17 protein-coding genes are annotated in these 20,424 nt (G+C 68.5%); 2 read left to right on the plus strand and 15 right to left on the minus strand.

All coding sequences use genetic code 11. From position 1 onward, the window contains the following. Positions 1-26: 26 nt before the first annotated feature. From tagF to tssJ, 5 genes are read right to left on the minus strand one after another with little or no spacing between them, the layout of a single operon-like run. Positions 27-743: a type VI secretion system-associated protein TagF gene (gene tagF, locus ACFWP0_RS01495; protein WP_377839234.1), complete on the minus strand. Its 717-nt coding sequence runs from the start codon at positions 741-743 to the stop codon at positions 27-29. Positions 744-756: 13 nt separating this feature from the next. Further along, complete coding sequence (tssM, locus tag ACFWP0_RS01500) at positions 757-4,383, minus strand: type VI secretion system membrane subunit TssM (protein ID WP_377839235.1); 3,627 nt, start codon at positions 4,381-4,383, stop codon at positions 757-759. After that, the gene (locus tag ACFWP0_RS01505; protein WP_377839236.1) at positions 4,380-5,666 is read right to left on the minus strand and encodes a DotU family type VI secretion system protein; all 1,287 of its coding nucleotides are present in this window, start codon (positions 5,664-5,666) and stop codon (positions 4,380-4,382) included. Before ACFWP0_RS01505 ends, tssM begins: the two co-directional genes overlap by 4 nt. A gap of 14 nt (positions 5,667-5,680) precedes the next feature. Further along, complete coding sequence (gene tssK / locus ACFWP0_RS01510; RefSeq protein ID WP_377839238.1) at positions 5,681-7,015, minus strand: type VI secretion system baseplate subunit TssK; 1,335 nt, start codon at positions 7,013-7,015, stop codon at positions 5,681-5,683. A gap of 24 nt (positions 7,016-7,039) precedes the next feature. After that, positions 7,040-7,618, minus strand: a complete 579-nt coding sequence (gene tssJ, locus ACFWP0_RS01515; RefSeq protein WP_377839240.1) for a type VI secretion system lipoprotein TssJ — start codon at positions 7,616-7,618, stop codon at positions 7,040-7,042. A 119-nt stretch (positions 7,619-7,737) separates the two neighbouring features. On the opposite strand from tssJ, the gene ACFWP0_RS01520 reads away from it, so the two are divergent. Together ACFWP0_RS01520 and ACFWP0_RS01525 are read left to right on the plus strand one after the other, a co-directional pair. Next, positions 7,738-8,109, plus strand: a complete 372-nt coding sequence (locus ACFWP0_RS01520; protein WP_377839241.1) for a TssQ family T6SS-associated lipoprotein — start codon at positions 7,738-7,740, stop codon at positions 8,107-8,109. A 27-nt stretch (positions 8,110-8,136) separates the two neighbouring features. Further along, a complete protein-coding gene (locus tag ACFWP0_RS01525; RefSeq protein WP_377839243.1) occupies positions 8,137-8,898 on the plus strand; it encodes an FHA domain-containing protein in 762 nt (253 codons plus the stop codon). Positions 8,899-8,902: 4 nt separating this feature from the next. Here the strand turns inward: ACFWP0_RS01525 and tssH are convergent, their stop codons facing one another. From tssH to tssA, 10 genes are read right to left on the minus strand one after another with little or no spacing between them, the layout of a single operon-like run. Continuing rightward, positions 8,903-11,518 (minus strand): type VI secretion system ATPase TssH, encoded by a 2,616-nt coding sequence (tssH, locus tag ACFWP0_RS01530; RefSeq protein WP_377839244.1) that lies wholly within the window; start codon positions 11,516-11,518, stop codon positions 8,903-8,905. Between the two features lie 15 nt (positions 11,519-11,533). Further along, on the minus strand, positions 11,534-12,655 hold the full coding sequence (gene tssG, locus ACFWP0_RS01535; RefSeq protein ID WP_377839246.1) for a type VI secretion system baseplate subunit TssG: 1,122 nt from the start codon (positions 12,653-12,655) through the stop codon (positions 11,534-11,536). Continuing rightward, on the minus strand, positions 12,645-13,304 hold the full coding sequence (locus ACFWP0_RS01540) for a DUF3540 domain-containing protein (RefSeq protein ID WP_377839249.1): 660 nt from the start codon (positions 13,302-13,304) through the stop codon (positions 12,645-12,647). Before ACFWP0_RS01540 ends, tssG begins: the two co-directional genes overlap by 11 nt. A gap of 28 nt (positions 13,305-13,332) precedes the next feature. Then, positions 13,333-15,237: a type VI secretion system baseplate subunit TssF gene (gene tssF, locus ACFWP0_RS01545; RefSeq protein WP_377839250.1), complete on the minus strand. Its 1,905-nt coding sequence runs from the start codon at positions 15,235-15,237 to the stop codon at positions 13,333-13,335. Continuing rightward, the gene (tssE, locus tag ACFWP0_RS01550) at positions 15,237-15,788 is read right to left on the minus strand and encodes a type VI secretion system baseplate subunit TssE (protein ID WP_377839638.1); all 552 of its coding nucleotides are present in this window, start codon (positions 15,786-15,788) and stop codon (positions 15,237-15,239) included. The genes tssF and tssE overlap by 1 nt, the downstream gene beginning before the upstream one ends. Further along, the gene (locus ACFWP0_RS01555; protein ID WP_377839252.1) at positions 15,788-16,603 is read right to left on the minus strand and encodes a type VI secretion system accessory protein TagJ; all 816 of its coding nucleotides are present in this window, start codon (positions 16,601-16,603) and stop codon (positions 15,788-15,790) included. Before ACFWP0_RS01555 ends, tssE begins: the two co-directional genes overlap by 1 nt. Before the next feature lie 12 nt (positions 16,604-16,615). Continuing rightward, positions 16,616-17,101, minus strand: a complete 486-nt coding sequence (locus ACFWP0_RS01560) for an Hcp family type VI secretion system effector (protein WP_377839254.1) — start codon at positions 17,099-17,101, stop codon at positions 16,616-16,618. Between the two features lie 50 nt (positions 17,102-17,151). Next, positions 17,152-18,654 (minus strand): type VI secretion system contractile sheath large subunit, encoded by a 1,503-nt coding sequence (gene tssC / locus ACFWP0_RS01565; RefSeq protein WP_377839255.1) that lies wholly within the window; start codon positions 18,652-18,654, stop codon positions 17,152-17,154. A 40-nt stretch (positions 18,655-18,694) separates the two neighbouring features. Further along, positions 18,695-19,240, minus strand: coding sequence for a type VI secretion system contractile sheath small subunit (tssB, locus tag ACFWP0_RS01570; protein ID WP_377839256.1), 546 nt, complete (start codon positions 19,238-19,240; stop codon positions 18,695-18,697). A 40-nt stretch (positions 19,241-19,280) separates the two neighbouring features. Further along, a complete protein-coding gene (gene tssA, locus ACFWP0_RS01575; RefSeq protein WP_377839257.1) occupies positions 19,281-20,330 on the minus strand; it encodes a type VI secretion system protein TssA in 1,050 nt (349 codons plus the stop codon). Between the last annotated feature and the right edge of the window lie 94 nt (positions 20,331-20,424).

The raw sequence follows: 20,424 nt of genomic DNA on the forward strand, positions 1-20,424 counted from the left end.
GCGCGGTCCTCCGGTGTCGATAAGGCTCATGGCCGCCACGTGGGCAGGGACGAGAACAATCGGGTGAACAAGGCGGCGTTCAGCGCGCCCCCGTGCACGTAGGTCTGCAATGCCGCGCCGTCCGCCTGGTTGGTCCACCAATAGCTGGTGTGCGAACTGGGGTTGAAGCAGAACGGCAGGTCGGGCCAGGCGCCCAATGCGCGGCGCGCCACAGGCGCGGATTCCTGCTCCCGGCCCGCGCGCAGGATGTCCATGATGTCGTTGCCCCCCGGCGGCGCGCAAGAGCTGGGCGCGGCGGCGGGCATGCGCACCTGCTGCAGGCTGCGGTCGAACTGTTCCGGCGCGCAGCCATGGCGCACCGCGGCCAGCATGCTCGCGCCCACCTGCCGGTAGTAGTCGCTGGCGCCGTCCAGGATGCTGCTGTGATATTGCGCGGGCGGCAAGGCCGCGACGACGCACAAGGGATAGCCGCGCCCCACGCGGTCGCGGCTGGGCGTGATGCAGCCCAGTTGCGCCACGCCGGCGCCGGGCCCCGCCGGAATGGCGAAATTCCAGATCGGCGCGGAAGCGAAACTGCGCGCGGCCGCCGCGTCCGGCGCCTGCTTGAGCGCGGTAAGGCCGAACTGCAGCCAGCGGTCCCACCAGGCGATCAGTTCACGCGGCAGGCGCCGGTGCACGAAGTCGCCCGCGGCCGGAATCTTGCCGTACCAGCCCACCCGCCCACTCTCTACTCCTGGCTCCATGTCCATATCCTGCTCACGACGCGCCGGGGCAGGCGAAACCCTGCATCTCGGCTAGATGAAAAGGGCTTTTTACGCTGCTGGCAGTGATCTCCAGCACCACCTTGCGCCCGCCCAGGTCGAACGTGGCCAAGGTGATCTCGGGCGAGGCGCCGCGCCGCAATTGCGCGCGGTCCAGCATGCGGTTCAGCGCCCACGGGCCGGAGGTCGTCATGCCCGCCGCGCCTTCCTGCGGCGTCAGTTCGATGCGCACCTGGTTGCTGCCCCGGGGACCCGGCCACTGCACCGTGGTCGCCACCTGCGGCCCATGCGCGTAGCGCACCGGCTGGCCGTCCACGTCCATCACGAACTGCGTGATGCGCTCATCCATCTCCACCGGCCGGATGGCCACCCGATAGGACGGCATGGGATTGCCCGCCATGAAGTACACATCGCGAATGACGCCGGCGCGCTGAAATGCGTCCAGCGTGGCCGAATTGGCGCCCGACCGCCCGTCGACGCCGGGCTTGAAGCGCCAGCGCTGCCCGGATACGTCGATCTGCGTCGCCAGGTTCTTCTGAAAGAAGTCATCCATCAGCCCGTTGGGCGCGAACAGGCGCGCCATGTCGTTGGGGGCCACGTCGCGCGTCGAGCGGCTGGAAAACGGGTAGCGCCCCGCCACCGACTGGCCGCAGAACACGCCGATGGTGGCGGACACGGTCTCGCCCATGCGCGCCCTCGCCACATCGGACACCTCGCCCGACGCGTTCACGGACAGCGAATTGAGCACGTCGCGCAGGGGCCCGGGCAGGCGACCAGCCTCGGCGCGCAGCTTTGTCACCGAATCCGAGCTGGGCGTCGGGCTGCCGCTGCGCAGGGCCGCGTCCGCCGCGGTCAGGTAGGTATAGAGCTCATTGATGAGGCCCGTGGTGGCGGCGATGGGCGCCGGCGCGCCCCCTGCCCCGCCTTCGCCCTGCGCCAGGCGGCGATACGGCTCGAAGTGCTGGTCCACGATGCCTTCCAGCTTGTCGTCCGACGCATCGGGACGCGCGGCGCCGCCGGGCCCCGTGGGGCCGAACATCTGCTCCAGCGCTTCGCGCGTGCTGCTGACGCGGTCGCGCGCCTGGTCCACCAGCGAGCGGTCCTCCTTGCCCGAGTCGCGCAGCAAGGAGGTCTCGCGCGCGACGCCGCGCACCAGCTGCACCAAAGGCGACTCCGGCGCCGACAGGGTGCGCGCCATCTGGATGTTCTGCAGCAAGGATTTGCTGGGCGCGAGCTGCAGATCGTTCAGGTAGCCGTCCCACTGCGCCACGTAATCGTTCATGTAGAGGCGCTTGATGCCGGCCACCAGCTGGCGCTGCGCCGCCTGGTCCAGCACGCCGGGCGCGGGGATGTCCAGGATCCACGCATCGTCCGACCTCAGCACCTCCGCGACGCTGGCGACGCGCTTGTTGAACACGTCCCAATAGCCCCGATAGCTGTAGAGCGCCGGGACGCCCTGGCTCAGCGGCTTGCCGCTCTTGCGCACGAACACGGCGCTGGCCTGCGCGCCGCCCAGCGTCACCACCGTGTTCTCGGGCGCCGCATCGGTATTGGCCAAGGTGCGGCGCAGCCGGCTGTAGGCGCGCTGCGCCAGCGTATAGCGCGCCAGCTTCTCGCGCGCCTGCGCCACCAGCGCATCGTCCTTGGGGAACGGCGACGCCAGCACGCGGCCCTGCGTCAGGTTGCGCAGATGCAGCGACAACTGCTCGTACTGACGGCGCGTATAGCCTTCCGGCAAGGTGGCCTGCATGTCCGACAGCAGCCACGCATGCATGAACTCCGCGTCGTAGCGTTCGGCCTCGTACAGCATCAGATAGGCGCGCAGCGCTTCGTAGGAGTACTCCAGGTCGCTGGCCGACGCGTCCCGCAGCGCGGCCTCGACGCGGCGCGCCACTTGCGGCAGCAGCACCTGGTCCAGCGTATTGCCGTATACGCCCTGCGCCGCCGCCTGCAGTTTCAGGCCCTGATACAGGCCGAAGCGGTAGCCGAGCGGCGGCTGGTCGATTTCAAAGCCTTCGTGCCGCGGCAGGTACCAGAGGCTGTCCAGGAACGGCATCAGGCCCAGCAGGTCGCCCGTGCGCGTAATCTTGATGTCGCGCGTCAGCTTCTCCACCGCGGGCACGCGCCGCGCGACTTCGTCGACATAGGCCGAGTTGTTGCCGTAGCTCACCGCCCACCCCGCGATCAGCGCGACGAACATCGCAGTGACCAGTCCGTAGCCCGCCCAGTGCAGTTGCCGGTAGCGGCGCTCCCAACGCAGGTTGCGGCCCGCCAGGCCCGCCTCGCGGAAGATCACGTCCCGCAGCAGGTTCTTCAGGAAGTAGCTGCGGCCCTCCCCCTCGCCCGGCACGCTCGGCGCCGGCGCGGCGGCGCCGTCAATGCGCAGGTAGCGCTTGAGATGCCCGGTCACCTGGTCGAACGTCTCGCCGCCCTGGGTGCCGCTGGTGAAGTACACGCCGCGCGGAATGACGCGGGCCTCGAACTTCGACGTGGCGAAGACATCGCTCAGGAAATGGCCCAGGATGGCCTGCAGGCCGGCGAATTGCTGCGGCAGCATGTAGGCCAGCGCGCGCCGCGAAGGATTGTCTTCGGCCGCCACCACCTCCGGCAGCGCATCGTCCAGGCGCCGCTGCAGCAGGGCGTACTCCGCGTGGAAGGCTTCATACAGGTCGAAGCCGGGCTCCTGCGTGCGCGCATACGGCAAGGTAAAGCCCCAGACCTGCGCCAGCTCGTCGCGGCTGAACGAGGCGAAATACTCCTCGAAGCCGGACAACAGGTCGGTCTTGGTCACCAGCACATAGACGGGAAACGCGATGCCCAGCTGCTCGCGCAGTTCCTGCAGGCGGCGGCGCAGCACCGCGGCGTGCTGCGCCCGCTCCGCGTCCGACGCCGACAACAGGTCTTCGACGCTGACCGTCAGCATTGCGCCGTTGATCGGCTGCCGCCCGCGGTACTTGGTCAGCAGGCCGAGAAACCCGCGCCACTCTTCCTCGTCGCCCGTGGGATCGCTTTCGTGCGTGGTGTAGCGTCCCGCCGTGTCCAGCAGCACGGCATCGTCGGTGAACCACCAGTCGCAGTTGCGGGTGCCGCCCACGCCGCGCAGGGCCACCTTCCCGTAGCGCTCGGCCAAGGGAAAATTCAGACCTGAGTTCGCCAGCGCGGTGGTCTTGCCGGCTCCCGGCGCGCCGATGATCACGTACCAAGGCAGCTGGTACAGGTACTGCTTGGAGAAGCGGTCCAGCGTGCGGCGCTTGCCGCCGTTTTCGAAGCGCGTTTTGCGCAGCAGCTCGACAGCCTCGTCGAATCGCGCTTCCAGCTGGCGTATCTCGTCGTTCTCCGGAACATCGGGGGCCGCCTTTTCGGCGCGTGGCCGGGGCCGCAACTGGCCCAGCAACTGCGCGTTCAGCCGCCCTTCCCGCCACTTGCGCCACAAGAAGCGCAGCAGCCAGATCGCGAATATCGCCACGATCACGATGATGCGCACCACCTCGCTTTCCAGCGGCCGCACGGTCCCGACCGCAATAAGCGGCCCCGCGATCCAGATCAGCAGCGCCAGGGCCACCAGCCCCAGGAAGTTCCATACGCGCCGGCTCAAGAACCATCCGAACAGCCTGTAGATCATTCCTGGCCTCCCTGTCCGGCAACCTCGTGCGGCGCGGGCGGCACCAGCACCGTGATCTCCACCCGCCGGTTCAGCGCGCGGCCCGCGGCCGTATCGTTGGGCGCCACCGGATCGGCGTCGCCGCGGCCTTCCGCCCGCACCCGCGCCGATTGCCCCAGGCGCTGCTCCAGCATCTCCTTGACGGCATCGGCGCGCGCCTGCGACAGGTGCCAGTTGGACGGAAAGCGCGCGCTGCGCATCGGCGTATTGTCCGAATAGCCGCGCACCAGGATGTTGCCCCGCGTCTCGCGCAAGGCGTCCGCCACGCGCGAGAGCACCGGCAAGTATTGGTCGCGCACGGAACTGGCGCCGGATTCGAACACTCCGTCGCCCCGCAGCACCACCACGCTGCGGTCCACTTCGTCGCGCACGCTCACCAGCTGGTCGCGGATCTCGGGCGCCAGGAACAACGCCAGCCGCGGGGCCGGCGCCGGCCGCGGCGCAGCCGCCGGCGCGATCTGCACGGTGGGCGGCTTCAACTGGCTGATCGACGCGAACACGCCATCGGACTGGCTGCCCAACCTCCAGCCCAGCCCCCAGTACAGGGCCAGCGCCAGAACGGCGGCCAATGCGCCGAATGCCCACAAGGGCACCGGCAAGCGGCGCAAGGGCGTCTGCGCGGGCTCGTCGCGCCAATGCGGCGACAAGGCCAGCGCGTATTCGCCGCGCGCGCCGCGCAGGATGCGCAGCAGCCGCTGGCGCAGCGTTTCCAGCTGGGAGCGCCCGTTGTCGATCACGCGGTAGCGCCCTTCAAAGCCCAGCAACAGGCAGTAGTACAGCAGCTCCAGCAGGTCCAGATGCTGCGCGGGGTTTTGCGACAGCTTGGCCAGCAGCTGGAAGAATTTCTCGCCGCCCCAGGTCTCGTTATGGAAGGTGACTAAAAGGCTGTGCGCCGACCACACCCCGCCCCCGCCCCACGGCGTGAGCGCCGCGGCCTCGTCCAGCGCGGTGCACAGGCAGTAGCGCGCGCCAAGTATCGTTTCGTTGGAAATGCCCGCCTGCTGCGCGCGCAGCTCGAACTGGCGCACCTCGTCCAGCAAATGCTCGCGCAGCATGGCGGCCGACGGATGCGCCGCGGTCGCGCGGATCTGCGGAATCAGGTCCAGCAGGGGATTGGCCGCCGCCACCAGCGGATTGGCGCCGCTGATGACGTAGTCGTGGGGCCGCAGCCGGCCGGAGGCCTGGGCGGGGCTGTCGCCCAGGCCTCCCGGCGGCGCGGACAGGGTGTGATCCGATGCATGCATAGCTGTCTCCGCGCTCAATCGCGCAACGCCCAGAACTCCATCGTCAGTCCGGGAAAGTCGCCGGCCAGGTGCAGCGCGAGCGCGCCGGTGCGCTCAAGCTGCTTCCAGAATTCACCGCTTTTATCCAGTTCGAAGTACACATGCCCGGCGCTGTAGGGAATCTGCCGCGGCGCCACCGGCAGCGCGCGCACCGCCACGCCGGGCAGCTGCAGGTGCACCAGGTCGCGGATGCGCTCGACCGGACCGATCTTGACCTGCGCGGGAAAGCGCGCGCGCACCGTGTCCGAGCCCAGGTCCGCCTGCACCGCCAGCACGAAACCGGCGGTCTGCAGCAGTTCGGCATCCGTAATCTGCGCCACCCGCACGCCCTGGCCCCTGTCCTGCAACGGGATCTGCAAGGCGCGCTGCTCCAGCACCGCCGACAGCGAACGGCGCAGCTCATTCATCAGGGGCTCGAAACTGCCCTGCAGGTCGTCATGCACGTACTCGGGCAACACGTCCGGACGCCGCGTGGCGGACGTGAAGGTGGATAGGTCGCAGGCCAGCATCAGCCAGTCGTGGAACAGCCGCTCCGGATGCAGGGCGGCGCTCTGGCGCGCATGCCAGAGCGCGCCCACGTAGCGGTTGACGGTTTCCAGCAGCATGAAGTCGGAAACCTCGGAGACGCCGCCGCGGCCGGGCTGCGACAGGCGTGCGGCCAGCGCCTCGCTGCGCGCGCCCAGCAGGCCGTACAGCTCGTTGACGAGTCCCCGCAGGACTGGGTGTTCGCCCGCCGCCAGCCACGGCGCCACGTAGCCCTCGTCCAACACCACGCGGTTGTCCGGCCGGCGCTCCGCCACGCGCGCCACGCCCAGGCCCAGCCAATCGTCGGTGAGGTCGTCTTCCAGCATCAGGCGCAGCCGCAGCCGGCCCAGTTGCAGCAAGGCCGGCTCCAGCCCCATCGAACCGCTGTCTTCCACGTCGGCCTCGTGCACCAGGTAGCGCGCCAAGGTGTCCTCTTCGCCTTCGTAGATGACGTCGGTGGCGCCGGGGCGCACGCGAGGCGCCGCCAGCAGCACGCGCGCGTCGCGGATCTGCGCGGGCACCTCGAACGCGGCGGGTGCGGCGTCCGGCTCCGAGAAGTCGAAAGGCGTGCCGTCGGGCATTACGCCCTGCGCTTGCGTCAGCACCAGTTTGCCGATCGCCAGCGCGTCGCGGTCCAGCGACAGATGGCTGAACCCCCAAAAGAAGCCCTGCGCCGCGGCCGCGCGCTGCTGCGCGACATGGAGCAGATGGCGCTCAAGTTGCTGGAAATGCTGGGGCCGCAGGAACATGCCCTCCGACCAGATCACTTTGTCTTTGCTCACCATGGGTCCGGTTCTCTTGTTCTGTTTCTAAAAGGGCCACCACGAACGGCTGCGATCCACTTCCTCCAGCCCGTCGCGCTTGACCGCGACCTTCACCGTCTCCTCGTTCGGCGAAAACTGCCAGACCTTGTAGATGTTGGTGTCCTGGGGTTCGGGCAGGGGCACCAGCAGGCGCCATTTGCTTTGCTCGAGATCCCGGTAGGCGGCCACCACGCCCACCACGCGCGCCTCCGGGTTGCCGGAGTACCGCAGCACCTTCGTCTCGCCCGGCCGCAGGATCACCTGGTCGGTGTTGAGCAGCTCCGCGCCCAGCGCCGCGTGCGCATCGCCCTGCAAGGTGAAGAAATCACGCGATTCGAAGATGCTGGCCGATTTCAGTTCGTAGATGGTCACCTGCACCGGTGAGGGCCTGCCGTTGGCGTTCAGGTTCACCTTCGGATCCGCGCGCAGTTCGATGGCGTAGGGCGCCGGCACGCGCTTGGCGGTCGACGAGCACCCTGCGAGCAGCGCGCCCGCCGCCAGGCTCGCGGCGATCAGCGCAACGCGCCGCAAAGGCCTTCTGGCGCGATATCCGGTCAGGGCAGTTCGGTGAAGGAAAGCGTTCATAAGACCCCGGAAATAAAAACACACACGTCTGTTACGCCACGACGCACCCCTGTCGCACCGGGCCGCTATCATCGGCGGAATATCCGAACCTCCTTTTCCGCAACCAACACGCCCGCGCCATGAAACAGCTCGTCCGTATCAGCTTGATGTCCATCCTCGCGGCGCTTGCGGCCTGTGCTTCCGCACCGTCGCCGCAGGCCGCCGATGCCTTGCAGCAGGTCCGCGACGAATACGCCGCCAGCCGCTTCGGCGCCGTGGTGCGCACCGTGGCCACCTCCGACGCGCTGGACACCGCGCCCACGCCCGTGCGGGTGGAGGCATTGAAGCTCCAGGCCTTCAGCTACTGCGTCACCGGCTACCGCCAGCTCTGCGAAGACAGCTTCGTCCGCATCCTGCAGCTGCAGCCCTCGTTCGAACTCGCCCCCAATGAAACCGGGCATCCCCAATGGGGCCCGGCATTCCAGTCGGCCAAGGCGGCCCAGGTCGGTTGACGCGCCGAAGGCGCCAAGGAGAAAGGCATGAAGCTCACCGTGTTCCAGCACGCCGGCGATCCGGCCTTCGAACCCATGCACACCGAGTTCACCGCGCCCGGCGGCACGCTCGGCCGCAGTCCCGAGAACCATCTCGCCTTGCCCGATCCCACGCGCGCGATCTGCCGCGTGCAGGCGGCTGTCCGCGTCCATGACGCCGACGACGCAGGCTTTCTGGTCAACCTGAGCGGCATGAGCGCCGTCAGCGTCAACGGTCGCCGCATCGCGCGCGATCAGGAAGTGCCGCTGAATCCGGGCGACGAGCTGGAGATCGGCGCCTACCGGCTGCGGGCGGAAACAGCCGCGCGCGCCGTCGACGCGCCGCCCCCGGCCGCCGTGGCGGGCGATGACATCTTCAGCGACCTGATCGGACCGGGCACCTTGCCTGTCGGCAGCGCGCCCGACGTGTCCACCCATCCCTTCGACCTGGAATCCGCGCAGGCGCGCAACCCCGACGATCCCCTGCAGCACCTGCCGCGCGGCGACGCCGCGGTTTCCCGCCCGGTCACCGATCCGCTGGCGCTGTTCGACATATCCAGCGACGGCTCGCCCAGTGTCTTCGCCGACGGCACGCCGTCCGCGCTGCCGGCCCACGACCCGCTGGCCGAGCACCGGACCCATCCCGTGGATGACGCCCTGCGCGGATCGCGGGAGGCGGCCGACGGCCGCAGCGCGTCCGATCACGTGCGCGAATTCGGCAGCTTCATGCGCCCCGCGCCCGTGAAGAAGACGCCTGACAAGGACCGCTAGCGGTTCACGCATAGTCATAGCGAAACTCCCCGTCGGCCGCAGACAGGCGCAAGCGCTGCAGCCGGCTGTCCCGCATCGACGCGCCCAGCAGTTCGCGGCTGATCTGCGGCAGCACGGCATTGGTGAGGATGGCATCCACCATGCGCGCGCCCGACTCGACCTCCGTGCATCGCGCCACCACCAGCGCCGTCGCGTCGCGCGCCACCTCCAGTTCGATGCCGTGGTGCTCCAGCAGGCGGCGGCGCACCCGCTCGAACTGCAGATCCACGATGCGCGCCAGCATGGCGTCCGGCAGCGGCAGGTAAGGCACGGCGACCAGCCGGCCCAGCAACGCCGCCGGGAATGCCTGCAGCAGGGGTTCCCGCAGCGCGGCCGCCAACCCTTGCGCATCGGGCATCAGCGCCGGGTCCCGGCACAGGGCCGCGATGCGCTCCGTGCCCACGTTGGAGGTCAGGATGATGACCGTATTGCGGAAGTCGATGTAGCGCCCCTCGCCGTCCTCCATCCAGCCCTTGTCGAAGACCTGGAAGAAGATCTCGTGCACGTCCGCATGCGCCTTCTCCACCTCATCCAGCAGCACCACGCTGTAGGGCCGCCGCCGCACTGCCTCGGTCAGCACGCCGCCCTCGCCATAGCCCACATAACCGGGCGGCGCGCCCTTGAGCGTGGATACGGTGTGCGGCTCCTGGAACTCGCTCATGTTGATGGTGATGAGGTTCTGTTCGCCCCCGTACAGGGCTTCGGCCAGCGCCAGCGCGGTCTCCGTCTTGCCGACGCCGCTGGGGCCGCACAGGAGGAACACGCCCACCGGCTTGTCCGGATCGGTCAGCCGGGCCCGCGATGTCTGGATGCGGCGCGCCACCGCTTCCAGGCCGCCGCGCTGGCCGATCACCCGCTTCTCCAGCGTGTCCGCCAGCGCCAGGACGGCCTGCGCCTCGTCGCGCACCATGCGGCCCACGGGGATGCCGGTCCAGTCTGCCACCACGGCGGCCACCGCCGCGGCGTCGACCGAGGCGTGGATCATCGACGTCTCGCGCTGGCTGCGCGCCAATGCCTCCCCCGCCCGCGCCAGCGCCTGCCGCGTGGCCGCGGGGTCGGGCACGGACGCCTGGTCCAGCGCCTCGCGCAAGGACAAGACATCCGCGGCCAGCGCGCGCTCGGTCTCCCACCGCGCCGCCAGCGCCTGCTCGGCTTGCGTCGCCTCCGCCTGTTCGGCGGCCAGGCGTTCGACGCGCGACGCGTCGCCCGCGCCAAGGTGAAGCTCGCGCCGAGCAATCCGCTGCGCGGTTTCCAGCGACTGGATGCGACGGCGCGCATCCTCCAGGGCGGGCGGCACGGCGTGCTGGCTGATCGCGACGCGGGCGCAGGCCGTATCCAGCAAGGCGACAGCCTTGTCCGGCAATTGGCGTGCCGGGATGTAGCGGTGCGACAGGCTGACCGCGGCCGTGATCGCCTCGTCCAGCAGCAGCACGCCGTGATGGGCCTGCAAGGTCTCCGCCAGGCCGCGCAGCATGCCGAATGCGCGCGCCTCGTCCGGTTCATGGACCTGCACCAGCTGGAAGCGGCGGCTCAGCGCGGGGTCCTTCTCGATGTACTTCTTGTATTCCGACCAGGTGGTCGCGCCGATGGTCCGCAGTTGGCCGCGCGCCAGCGCCGGCTTGAGCAGGTTGGCCGCGTCGCCCGTGCCCGCCGCCCCGCCCGCGCCCACCAGCGTGTGGATCTCGTCGATGAACAGCACGATGGGCCGCTCGCTGGCCTGCACCTCGTCGATCACGCTGCGCAGCCGCTGCTCGAATTCGCCCTTCACCCCCGCGCCGGCCTGCAGCAAGCCGATGTCCAGCAGATATAGCGACACCTCGCGCAAGGGCGGCGGCACATCGCCCGACGCCAGGCGCAGCGCCAGGCCTTCCACCACCGCCGTCTTGCCCACGCCGGCCTCCCCGGCCAGCAGCGGATTGTTCTGCCGGCGCCGCATCAGCACATCGACGATCTGGCGGATCTCCTCGTCGCGTCCAGACACGGGATCGATCGCGCCTTCGCGCGCCTTGGCCGTCAGGTCGACCGCGAACCGCTCCAGCGCGGCGCCGCCCTGCCCTTGCGCCTGCGTCACTTCGGCGGCGGCGCCGGCCGTGGCGTCGTCGTCCTCCGGCGATCCCCGCAGCATCTCGCCCATCTCCTCGAGCAGCCTGTCCGGCGCGATGCGCGAGAACTGCGGCGACATGCCCAGCAGCACGTGGCGCAGGGCGTAGGTCCTGGCCAGGCCTGCCAGCAGATGGCCGCTGCGGATGCGCATCGCACCGTAGCGCAAGGACCCCAGCACCCAGGCTCGCTCGACCGCATGATCGATGTGCTCCGACAGATCGGACACCGATCCCGCGCCGGCCGGCAGACGCTCCAGTTCGGCTGTCAGATCGGCCTGCAACCGCGCCAGGTCCAGGTCAAAGCGGCGCGCGATGCGATGCAGGTCGCTGTCCTGGGCCTGCAGGATCTGATGCACCCAATGCACCAGTTCCACATAAGGATTGCCGCGCAGCTTGCAGAACGCGGTGGCGCCCTCCAGCGACTGGTAGAGCAGCGGATTGAGTTTTCCGAATAGATCGATGCGGCCGATATCCGACATGGCGTTATGGCGCGTTCAAGCGCGCGAAGTACTAGAAGGTTGGGCCGGCCGCCGGCCACGTGCCGGGGTTTGGCCCCGGCGTTCAAGGTCCAGCAAGAGATCGCGCGCCTCGCCTTGCGCCGGCCGGCGCTTTCCGAGCCATGCCGACAGGCCCAACGGCCGCAAGGCGCCCAGGGCCAGGCCGCGCACGTCCTGCGCGCGCAGCACCGGCCGCAGGTCCCAGGCCAGCTCCACGCCGATGTACTGGCGCACCCAGTGCGTCAGCTGCCGGGCGCGCAGGCCGCCCGGCAGGAAACTCGTGTAGTCCTCCAGCGTCAACGGGCCGATCTCGATGCGGAACTTGTGTTGCGCATCGCGCACCGCGACGCCCAGCACCGTGTCGCGCCCCAGGCCCGCGGCGCTGCCCAGGCCCAGCCGCTGCTCGGGCTCCAGGCGGATCCATTGGGGCACGAATTCGCAAATGCGCACGGGCAAGGCGAAGAACGCTTGCAGGATGTGCTTGAGGCCTTCAGGGTTGCGGGTCTGGCGCACCAGATGCCCCGCCATGTAGTACTTGGCATGGTCCAGCACCGCGTCCCGCCGCCGCATCGAGGGCTCGCCCATGTGCAGCAGGCTGGCCATGTAGCGCGTGAAGCGCTCTTCCTTGCGGTCCAGGCTGACCGTGCTCTGCGCGTCGGCCCAGGCGCGGTAGAACAGCAGGATGAGCCGGTGATGGAACACGTCGGCGAATGCCGCCAGGGTGCGGTCGCCGTAATGCGCCATGCGTTCATGGGCGTGCTCGGTCAGGTGCAGCGGCAAAGGGCCGTTGGGGCCGAACAAACCGAAACCATATATGGACAGCTCCGCCGGCCGGCCGCCGCGGGCCGCCTGGGCACGCGCCACGGTGGACGGCGCGAACGCCATCGACGGCTCCTGCCGCAGCCGCACCGGCTCGTAGCGCGCCACCGTATCGCGTCCCAGCGGCTTGCGCGCGCCCGAATGCGCGTCGATCCAGCGCAAGGCATGGAACAGGTCGTGCGCGTAGGGCTCGCGCTCCAGCGCGCGCCACCACCGCGCCTGCGCGTCGGACACATCGGCGTCGGTCGGGAGAGCGGAATCGGCTGCGGGCTGAGCGACGTCCACCGCGTCACCCCACATGGATCTGCTTGGCATCCACCTTGACCAGGTCGGAGCCCGTCACCAGCGTATACGACGCGTGCAGCCGCGCGCTCTGCTCGGCCTGGTAGTCGATCGACCCCGCGCGCACCTGCTCGACCTCGCTCACGCTGCGCATCGACAAGCGCGCCATCAACGCCAGGCGGTCCAGCACCGCGTCGTAGGTCCTGCCCACGAGCCTGGTTTCCCCCACGGTGGCATGCAACTGCTCGGCGACCACGCGCACGCGCTTGCACGCATGGCGTTCGTCGTCAGCCTCGACCGTGTATTCCGGCGCGCGGACGCGCACGGCTCCCTCGCCCTGCAGCGTGACCTCGCCGGCGCTCTGCAGCAGCACGTTCCCGCCGTGCGACCGCAGCACCAGTTCGCCCTGCGCCTCCAGCATGGTGCGCGCGGGCTCCGCCTGCACGGTAACCGCGATCAGGTATACCCGCGCCGGGTCCGGCCCGCTGATCAGCACTTCGTCGCCCGGCTGCGGCGCCAGCAGGCAGCTGGCGGCGCGCCGCGCGGACCACGCGCGGCCATCGCAGGCCACGGCGTAGCTGCCGTCGGGTTCGCGGCGCAGCACCTCGCCCAGCAGGTGGACCGGGTCATAGGTCATGCGGTTCAAGCTTGCGGCGGACGTCATCATGCTCTCCTGTTCGTGGCGGGTTGCGGGACTAGACCGCGGGCCGGCGCCCGATGCGGGGCTTGTAGCGGGCGACCTCGCCGCGCTGCAGGGTCGACAGGACCAGCTCCGACATCATGTTGATCGATACGTGGCGCGCGAAGAACTGCTCGAGCACGGCGCCAAACAAATAAGGACTGATGCCCGAAAAGGCCGCCTCGTCCACCTGCAGCGCAATCCGCACGCCGCGTCCATGCACGATGGGTCCCGGCACGGGCAGGCGGTGAAACACGGGCACGGCGCTGACGTGCCGCAATCCGGAGATGTGCTTGCGCATCGCGGGATCCGCCAGATTGCCGTAGACGTGCAGCATCTCGCGCAGCGTCTGCGCCCCCTGCTCGGCGTCCAGGTCCGTCAGGCTCAGGTAGTTCAGGCCCAGGTGGCTGATCAGATGCCAGGTGGCGGCGTTCTCGGCCAGCGCCGGGCTGGGGCGCGTGGGCCCGTGCAGCACCCTCACCGCGCGGACGGGCGCCGACACGCGCAGCGTCATGTCGGTTTCGGTGCCCAAGGGCAGCAACATCGCCATGTCCCGGTTCGAGCACAGGGTCTCCACCGTCAGGTGGCGCAGCTGGCCGGAGAAAGGCGCCTCCTGCCGGTCCACCAGCGACAGGAACACCTCGCTGCCCGTGTAGCCGGTCCGGGTGCCGTTGCGCAGCGCCGTGTCGGAGATCAGCCGCGGTTCGCGGCGCACGGAGAAGTACGCGCCGTAGTCGTCCGGATCGCTGCCCAGCGATCCATAGAACGGACGGAACTCCTGCTCCTGCCGCTGCGCGGAGGCATGGCCGGTGACGCCGGTCACACTGAAGACTTCATAGTCCAGCGGACGGCTGCGGTCGATCACCACGTGATATTCGGACGTCCGCGGCGTGACGGCCACACGGTCCGCCCGCTTGGGAAACAGGTTGATCACCGGAGCGCAATGCAGGGCCAGGTTGGCGGCCGATATCGCGCCCTCCAGTTCCGGCGCCGCCACGGAGAACAGCAAGGTCAGATCGAACACGCGCGTGTCGCGCGGCGCGCCTTGCGGTTGCGCGGAACTGCGCAAGCCCGCCTTCAATCCATTGACGCTGAAGAACAGGTAGCGCTGCGCGAACGCGAAGTACTCCTGCAACAGGCGGTAGCCCTGGAACACTCGCGCATCGCCGGGCAAAAGAGCCTGGTCATCGGCAAAGCCTTCATGGCGCACCGCGCTGGCCGGCAGCCTGTTGATCCACGCGACCGGCCGCGCCGCGTCATGACCCAGCACCGCCACCGTGTGGCCCATCACCATTTCCAGCAGGCGCTGCATCTGCAGGTCCTGGCCGTTCAGGTGAAAGACCAGCTGGTCGAGATCCAGGTCCTCCAGCCGCTGGCCGCCGCCGACTTCCATCCGGATGCGCAGCGCGCTCAGCACGCGCGCGGCCCGACCCGCCAGGCCCAACCGCGCCAGCGGCAGGTCCTGCGGCGCGGCGGTGAACTCGGCCTGCGTCACCTGCAGGGGCCACAGGCGCACGGCATGGCCCGTCGTGAATTCGCACGGCGTCTGTTCGCCGCGCGGCACGCGGCCGCGCAGCAGCGTGCCGCGCGGCAGCTCGAAGCCTCCGGCCAGCGTGCCCTCATTCATGCTGGGGGCAAACTGCACAATCGCCATCGCGGGCGTGGGAGCCAGGTAGTTGGGGTACACCACCTCCAGCAAGCGTTGCGAAAAGCGCGGAAACTCCGCATCCATCTTCATCTGGATGCGCGCGGTCAGGAAACTGAAGCCTTCGAGCAGGCGCTCGACATACGGATCGGCCACTTCCGTGGCGTTCATGCCCAAGCGCCCGGCCACCTTGGGATGGGCTTGCGCGAATTCCGCGCCCAGCTCGCGCAAGTACACCAGCTCGCGGTTGTAGTAGTCGAGCAATCGGGCATCCATCAGACGCCGCCCAAGTCGCGCAAATCCATATGGCCGCTCTCCAGGTCGATGTCCGTGCGGAACAGGAACTCAAGAGGATGCGGCACGCACCACAGCATGCCCCTGATCTCCAGGCTCAGCACGTTGTGATGCTCCAACGAACCGGTGTCGGTCACGCAGCGAACCTCGACCGATGAATCCAGTATGCGTGGTTCAAATGCGGAAATCGCGTTGCGGATCGACTCTTCCACGTCGATCCAGTCGATCTCCGACATGCGCTTGCCGGCCATGGCGCGCACGCCGAAATTCACCGTCGACACCGCGACGGGCCGATGCGCCGACAGGTCCTGCGACGTCTGCAGATTGACCGTGTTGAGCAGCCAGCGCAGGTCCCGCAACACCGCCGCGCGCAGCTCCTCGTGCGTCAGCATGGCGCTGTCGCGCGGCTCCTCGCGCCTGGCCGGATCGTTGTCCATCAGGCGATCCAGGAGCGAAGGCTGCAGCCGGTCGCGCGCCGCGCGCCGGCTGCGCGCCAGCGGCTCCCAATTGGCGGCGTCGTCGGCGTAGCCCATCACGCCAGCTCCAGGCTGCGTATGTCGAGCACGGCGAACTCGCCCGCGTCGGTCAGCCACATCTTCTGGCCCACCCCCGCATACGCGTCGCCGTACAGCGCGCGCCAGTCGGTCACCCGTCCCAGCTTGACCGGGTCCGGCTGGTCGACCATACGCTCGCCCGGCACGGGCGGATAGCGCGCCGGCACCAGGCCTTGCAGCACCCGGCCGCCATCCAGCTCGATCTCGGCCTGCGCCCAGACCACATCGCACAGGCCCTCCGGGGCGAGCAGGCGCACCCGCTTGAGCGCCACGAACGGCAGCCAGACGTACCGGCCTGCCCCGAAAAACTCGAATACAGGCCCCAGCCGGCTGTCGCCGTCGCAGATCCACTGGAACGGCAGCGGGGCATCCTGCATGGCCCCGCCCAAGTAGCCCGCGCGTGCGGCGGCGTCCCGCAGGGCCTGGGCGCGCAGGGCGGCAGCCTGGGCGGCGGACCTCCCATCCAGGCGCAGCGCCGAAATCAGCGCCCGCATCCAGTCTTCGGGTTCGTCCAGCATGGCCGGCTCGCCCCTGCCCGCGAGCACGGCTTCGCGCTCGCGTTCCGCCGCGATGGCGCTCGCATAGAGCGCCATCATCGGGCGGGCCTGCGCGCTGAGCTGGCCGCACACGCTCAGCTGTTCGCCGGCGCGCGCCCAATCGCCCTGCGCCACCAGCAGCTGGAACAGCTGGGCGCGCAAGTCCGCATCGGCCGGGCGCAGCCGGATCTGCGCCTGCACCTCGTCCAACTGGCCGCTCAGGCTGATGGCGCCGAAAGGAACGGCAGCGATAGACATGGAGTATCCGCCCTAGCCCACTTCCTTGTTCTGCTTGATATCCCAGGCCACCAGGCTTTCGGCGCCCTTGCCGCCCTTGTCGGTCTGCTCCCAGTACTGCTGCTTGACCTTGGCGGCCTGGAACGCGAAGTTCACCACCACGCCTTCGGCGCTGCGGTCCCCGGATATCTGCACCGACGACACCAGCACGTCTTCCAGCGTGATCTTCGAATACTCGACCTGCTCGCCGCCCGCCTTGCACATGGACAGCTCGATCTTGCCCAGGTGCTTGCCGCTCGCGCAGTGCTTCATCACGGCGGGCGCCGCCTTGTCGATGCGCGCAACCACGTGCAGGTCGTTGAAGCTCGCCTTGCCCGCGCCCAGGCCGCCGCCGCTGGCCATGTTGCCGGGCTGCGTGGCGCCCCACGAGAACGACACGATGTCGGTCCAGTCCTTATGGTTGGCGTCCTTGGATTCACCGTTGGCGCCATCGATCTTCATGAACATATCCACAGCCACATCTTTCTCCTGGAGTTGCCGGGCGCGGCTGCGCCCGTCTTGTCGGACACTCAGCCTTCGTTCTGCTTGAGCGAAGGCAACTTGGACACCAGCCGCAGCGACACCGTCAGCCCTTCGAGCTGATAGTGCGGCCGCAGGAAAAACTTGGCGGAGTAATAGCCCGGGTTGTCCTCGATCTCCTGCACCTGCACCTCGGCCGCCGCCAGCGGCTTGCGGGCCTTGGTTTCCTGGGAAGAGTTCACCGGGTCGCCATCCACGTAATTCATGATCCAGTCGTTCAGCCAGCGCTCCATGTCGTCGCGTTCGCGGAACGAGCCGATCTTGTCGCGCACGATGCACTTCAGGTAGTGCGCGAAGCGGCAGCACGCGAACAGGTACGGCAGGCGCGCGGCCAGCTTGGCGTTGGCCGAGGCGTCGGCCTCGTAGTATTCATGCGGCTTCTGCAGGGACTGCGCGCCGATGAAGGCCGCGAAATCGGAGCTCTTGCGATGCACCAGCGGCATGAAGCCGTTCTTGGCAAGTTCCGCTTCGCGCCGGTCGCTGATCGCGATCTCGGTCGGGCACTTCATGTCCACGCCGCCGTCATCGCTGGGAAAGCTGTGGCACGGCAGGTTTTCCACAGCGCCCCCGGACTCCACGCCGCGGATGGATGTGCACCAGCCATACAGCTTGAATGAGCGGTTCACGTTGGCCGCCATCGCATAGGCGGAATTGGCCCACGTGTAGCGGTCGTGGTTCGCGCCGTCGGTGTCTTCCTCGAAGTCGAACTCGTCGACCGGATTGGTGCGCGCGCCGTAAGGCAGGCGCGCCAGGAAGCGCGGCATCGCCAATCCGATATAGCGCGAGTCCTCGGACTCGCGCAGGCTGCGCCACGCCGCGTACTCGGTGTTGGTGAAGATCTTGGTCAGGTCGCGCGGGTTGGCCAGTTCCTGCCAGGAATCCATCTGCATCACGTTGGGCGAGGCGCCCGCGATGAAGGGGCAATGGGCGGCGGACGAGATCTTGGCGATCTCGCCCAGCAGCTCCACGTCGGGCGGACTGTGGTCGAAGTGGTAGTCGCCCACCAGGCAGCCTATCGGCTCGCCGCCGAACTGGCCGTACTCCTCTTCGTACACGCGCTTGAAGATGGGGCTCTGGTCCCAGCCCACGCCCTTGTGGCGCTTGAGGGTGCGGCCCAGCTCCGACTTCGACATGTTCATCACGCGGATCTTCAGGAGCTCGTCGGTCTCGGTGTTGGTGACGAGGTAATGCAGGCCGCGCCAGGCGCCTTCGAGCTGCTGGAAATCGGGGTGATGCATCACCCCGTTGATCTGTTCGGACAGCTTGCGGTCGATCTCCGCGATGATCGCCTGAATGGTGCGATAGGCGTCCGATGACAGGCCGACGCCGCTGTTCTCCAGCGCCTGATGCGCCAGGGTGCGCACGGCGTGCTCCACCGCCACGCGCGCCTGCTCGGTCTTGGGCTTGAACTCTTTCTTCAGAAGCGCGGACAGGTCGTCCGCCTCCAGGGTCTCGACAGCGCGCGCGTCGGCGCGTTTGGCCACTGCGGTCATGGCATTCTCCGAAAAGCGATTCGAGCGGAAACTTGGGGCGCTAGGCCGGATCCGTACCGGCGGCGTCGGATGCGGGCTTGGCTTCCGGTTTCGGCGCGGCGGCCAGCGCGTTCATCAGCGCGGGGTTCTTGAGCACGTTGCCGATCAGTTCCTCGGCCCCGGTCTTGCCATCCATATACGTCAGCAGGTTGGCCAGCTGGGTCCGCGCGCTCAGCAGTTCGTTGAGCGCGCCAACCTTTTTTGCCACCGTGGCCGGCGAAAAATCGTCGATGCTCTCGAACGTGATGTCCACGTTCAGATCGCCTTCGCCGGTCAGCGTGTTGGCCACCCGGAACGCTGCGCGCGGCTGGATCGAACGCATGCGTTCATCGAAGTTGTCGATATCGATGTCCAGGAACTTGCGCTCGCCCACGTCCGGCTGCGGCGTTTCGGATTTGCCCGCCAGGTCCGCCAGCACGCCCATCACGAAAGGCAGCTGGATCTTGCGTTCCGCGCCATAGATCTCCACGTCGTACTCGATCTGCACACGCGGCGCGCGGTTTCTTGCAATGAACTTCTGGCCGCTTCCTTTCAGGCTGGTCGCCATGGTGTCATCTCCTCTTGCTGGTGGTTGGGGCCTGCCTGTCCTACGAATCCGGCTGGCTGCCCGCGTCCCGCGGCAGCCATGCCTCGAACTGCTCCAGGCCTTGGGGCGCCAGGTTCCTGATGATGTCGTGAAAGCTCATAGGGATGAGTTGCTGCGCGCGGCGGATGAGATAGGGCGCGGGATGGCCAGGTTCGTTGGCCTCGAAGTACGCGCACACCTGGTCCAGCAGGGCTACGGCCTCGTCGCGCGAACGGACCGGCGCCTCCTGCCGGCGCACGCCTGCGTCCGGCATGGCGGCGCTGGCCGGCACGTCCGCCGCGGGCGACGCATCATCGGGAATAACAGCCTCCAAGGCCTCGGGCGTCGCATGCTGCGCGTCGCGCGCCGCGTCCAGCACGAGGGTCAGGGTTCGCAGGATGGCGGCGTAGTCGGGCGCCCACGTGCCGCCCAGCTTGTCCGTCACCAGTTTCTGTATGCGCCGCAACGCATCGGCGGAGGACGCCAGCGCCAGCAGATCGCCTTCGCGTTGCGTCCAGGCCTGGCGCAGGCGCGCGACGACGCGGGGCCGTCCGCCCGGATAGCAATCCGCATCCTGGCGGCTGCCATCAAGAAGGGCTTCGGTATCGCGCAGGGAGAGTTGCCCGTGCACGCCATTGACCAGGCTGGCCGAGCGTACGCTGCGCGCACAGCCCTGCACGTCGCCAAAGGCCGCCAGCGCATTCATGCGCGGCATCGGATCGTCTTCGCCGACGCTGTCCAGGCGCGGATGGACGGGTTCCCAATAGCGTTCCAGGGTATCTACGGCCAGCGCAAGCCCATCGCAGTAGCCGGGCAAGCCGCGGATCTCGGTCCATGCGCAAGTCAGCAGGCCGATCACCCGCAAGTCCCGCGTGCGCTCCAGCAGCGCGCGGGCCAGGCGTTCGACCTCGCGCCAGTCAGGCGGCTGCGCGGCAATGATGGTCGAGCCGAACTGCTGTTCGTCCCGGCCGGCCGCGGCTTGCTGCAGCTGCAGGAAGTCAGCGTCGTATTCGAGATCTTCCCCACAGGGCAGACGTGAATCGAGTGTATTGAGGATATCGGCGAAGTCCATAGTCATTGCTTAAATGGCTGGGAATGCTGCCTGGATACAACCGCTACGCTCCGCGCTGCTTCACGGAAGGGTTGAATTCTAGGCACGTCTTTCT

The organism is Achromobacter sp. NPDC058515 (assembly GCF_042721735.1).
Classification (GTDB): domain Bacteria; phylum Pseudomonadota; class Gammaproteobacteria; order Burkholderiales; family Burkholderiaceae_B; genus Achromobacter.

Bases quoted from the DNA above. Each gene is read 5' to 3' on its own strand.
- tagF (WP_377839234.1), bottom strand. From the start codon at position 743: ATGGAGCCAGGAGTAGAGAGTGGGCGGGTGGGCTGGTACGGCAAGATT.
- tssM (WP_377839235.1), bottom strand. From the start codon at position 4,383: ATGATCTACAGGCTGTTCGGATGGTTCTTGAGCCGGCGCGTATGGAAC.
- ACFWP0_RS01505 (WP_377839236.1), bottom strand. From the start codon at position 5,666: ATGCATGCATCGGATCACACCCTGTCCGCGCCGCCGGGAGGCCTGGGC.
- tssK (WP_377839238.1), bottom strand. From the start codon at position 7,015: ATGGTGAGCAAAGACAAAGTGATCTGGTCGGAGGGCATGTTCCTGCGG.
- tssJ (WP_377839240.1), bottom strand. From the start codon at position 7,618: ATGAACGCTTTCCTTCACCGAACTGCCCTGACCGGATATCGCGCCAGA.
- ACFWP0_RS01520 (WP_377839241.1), top strand. From the start codon at position 7,738: ATGAAACAGCTCGTCCGTATCAGCTTGATGTCCATCCTCGCGGCGCTT.
- ACFWP0_RS01525 (WP_377839243.1), top strand. From the start codon at position 8,137: ATGAAGCTCACCGTGTTCCAGCACGCCGGCGATCCGGCCTTCGAACCC.
- tssH (WP_377839244.1), bottom strand. From the start codon at position 11,518: ATGTCGGATATCGGCCGCATCGATCTATTCGGAAAACTCAATCCGCTG.
- tssG (WP_377839246.1), bottom strand. From the start codon at position 12,655: ATGTGGGGTGACGCGGTGGACGTCGCTCAGCCCGCAGCCGATTCCGCT.
- ACFWP0_RS01540 (WP_377839249.1), bottom strand. From the start codon at position 13,304: ATGATGACGTCCGCCGCAAGCTTGAACCGCATGACCTATGACCCGGTC.
- tssF (WP_377839250.1), bottom strand. From the start codon at position 15,237: ATGGATGCCCGATTGCTCGACTACTACAACCGCGAGCTGGTGTACTTG.
- tssE (WP_377839638.1), bottom strand. From the start codon at position 15,788: ATGGGCTACGCCGACGACGCCGCCAATTGGGAGCCGCTGGCGCGCAGC.
- ACFWP0_RS01555 (WP_377839252.1), bottom strand. From the start codon at position 16,603: ATGTCTATCGCTGCCGTTCCTTTCGGCGCCATCAGCCTGAGCGGCCAG.
- tssC (WP_377839255.1), bottom strand. From the start codon at position 18,654: ATGACCGCAGTGGCCAAACGCGCCGACGCGCGCGCTGTCGAGACCCTG.
- tssB (WP_377839256.1), bottom strand. From the start codon at position 19,240: ATGGCGACCAGCCTGAAAGGAAGCGGCCAGAAGTTCATTGCAAGAAAC.
- tssA (WP_377839257.1), bottom strand. From the start codon at position 20,330: ATGGACTTCGCCGATATCCTCAATACACTCGATTCACGTCTGCCCTGT.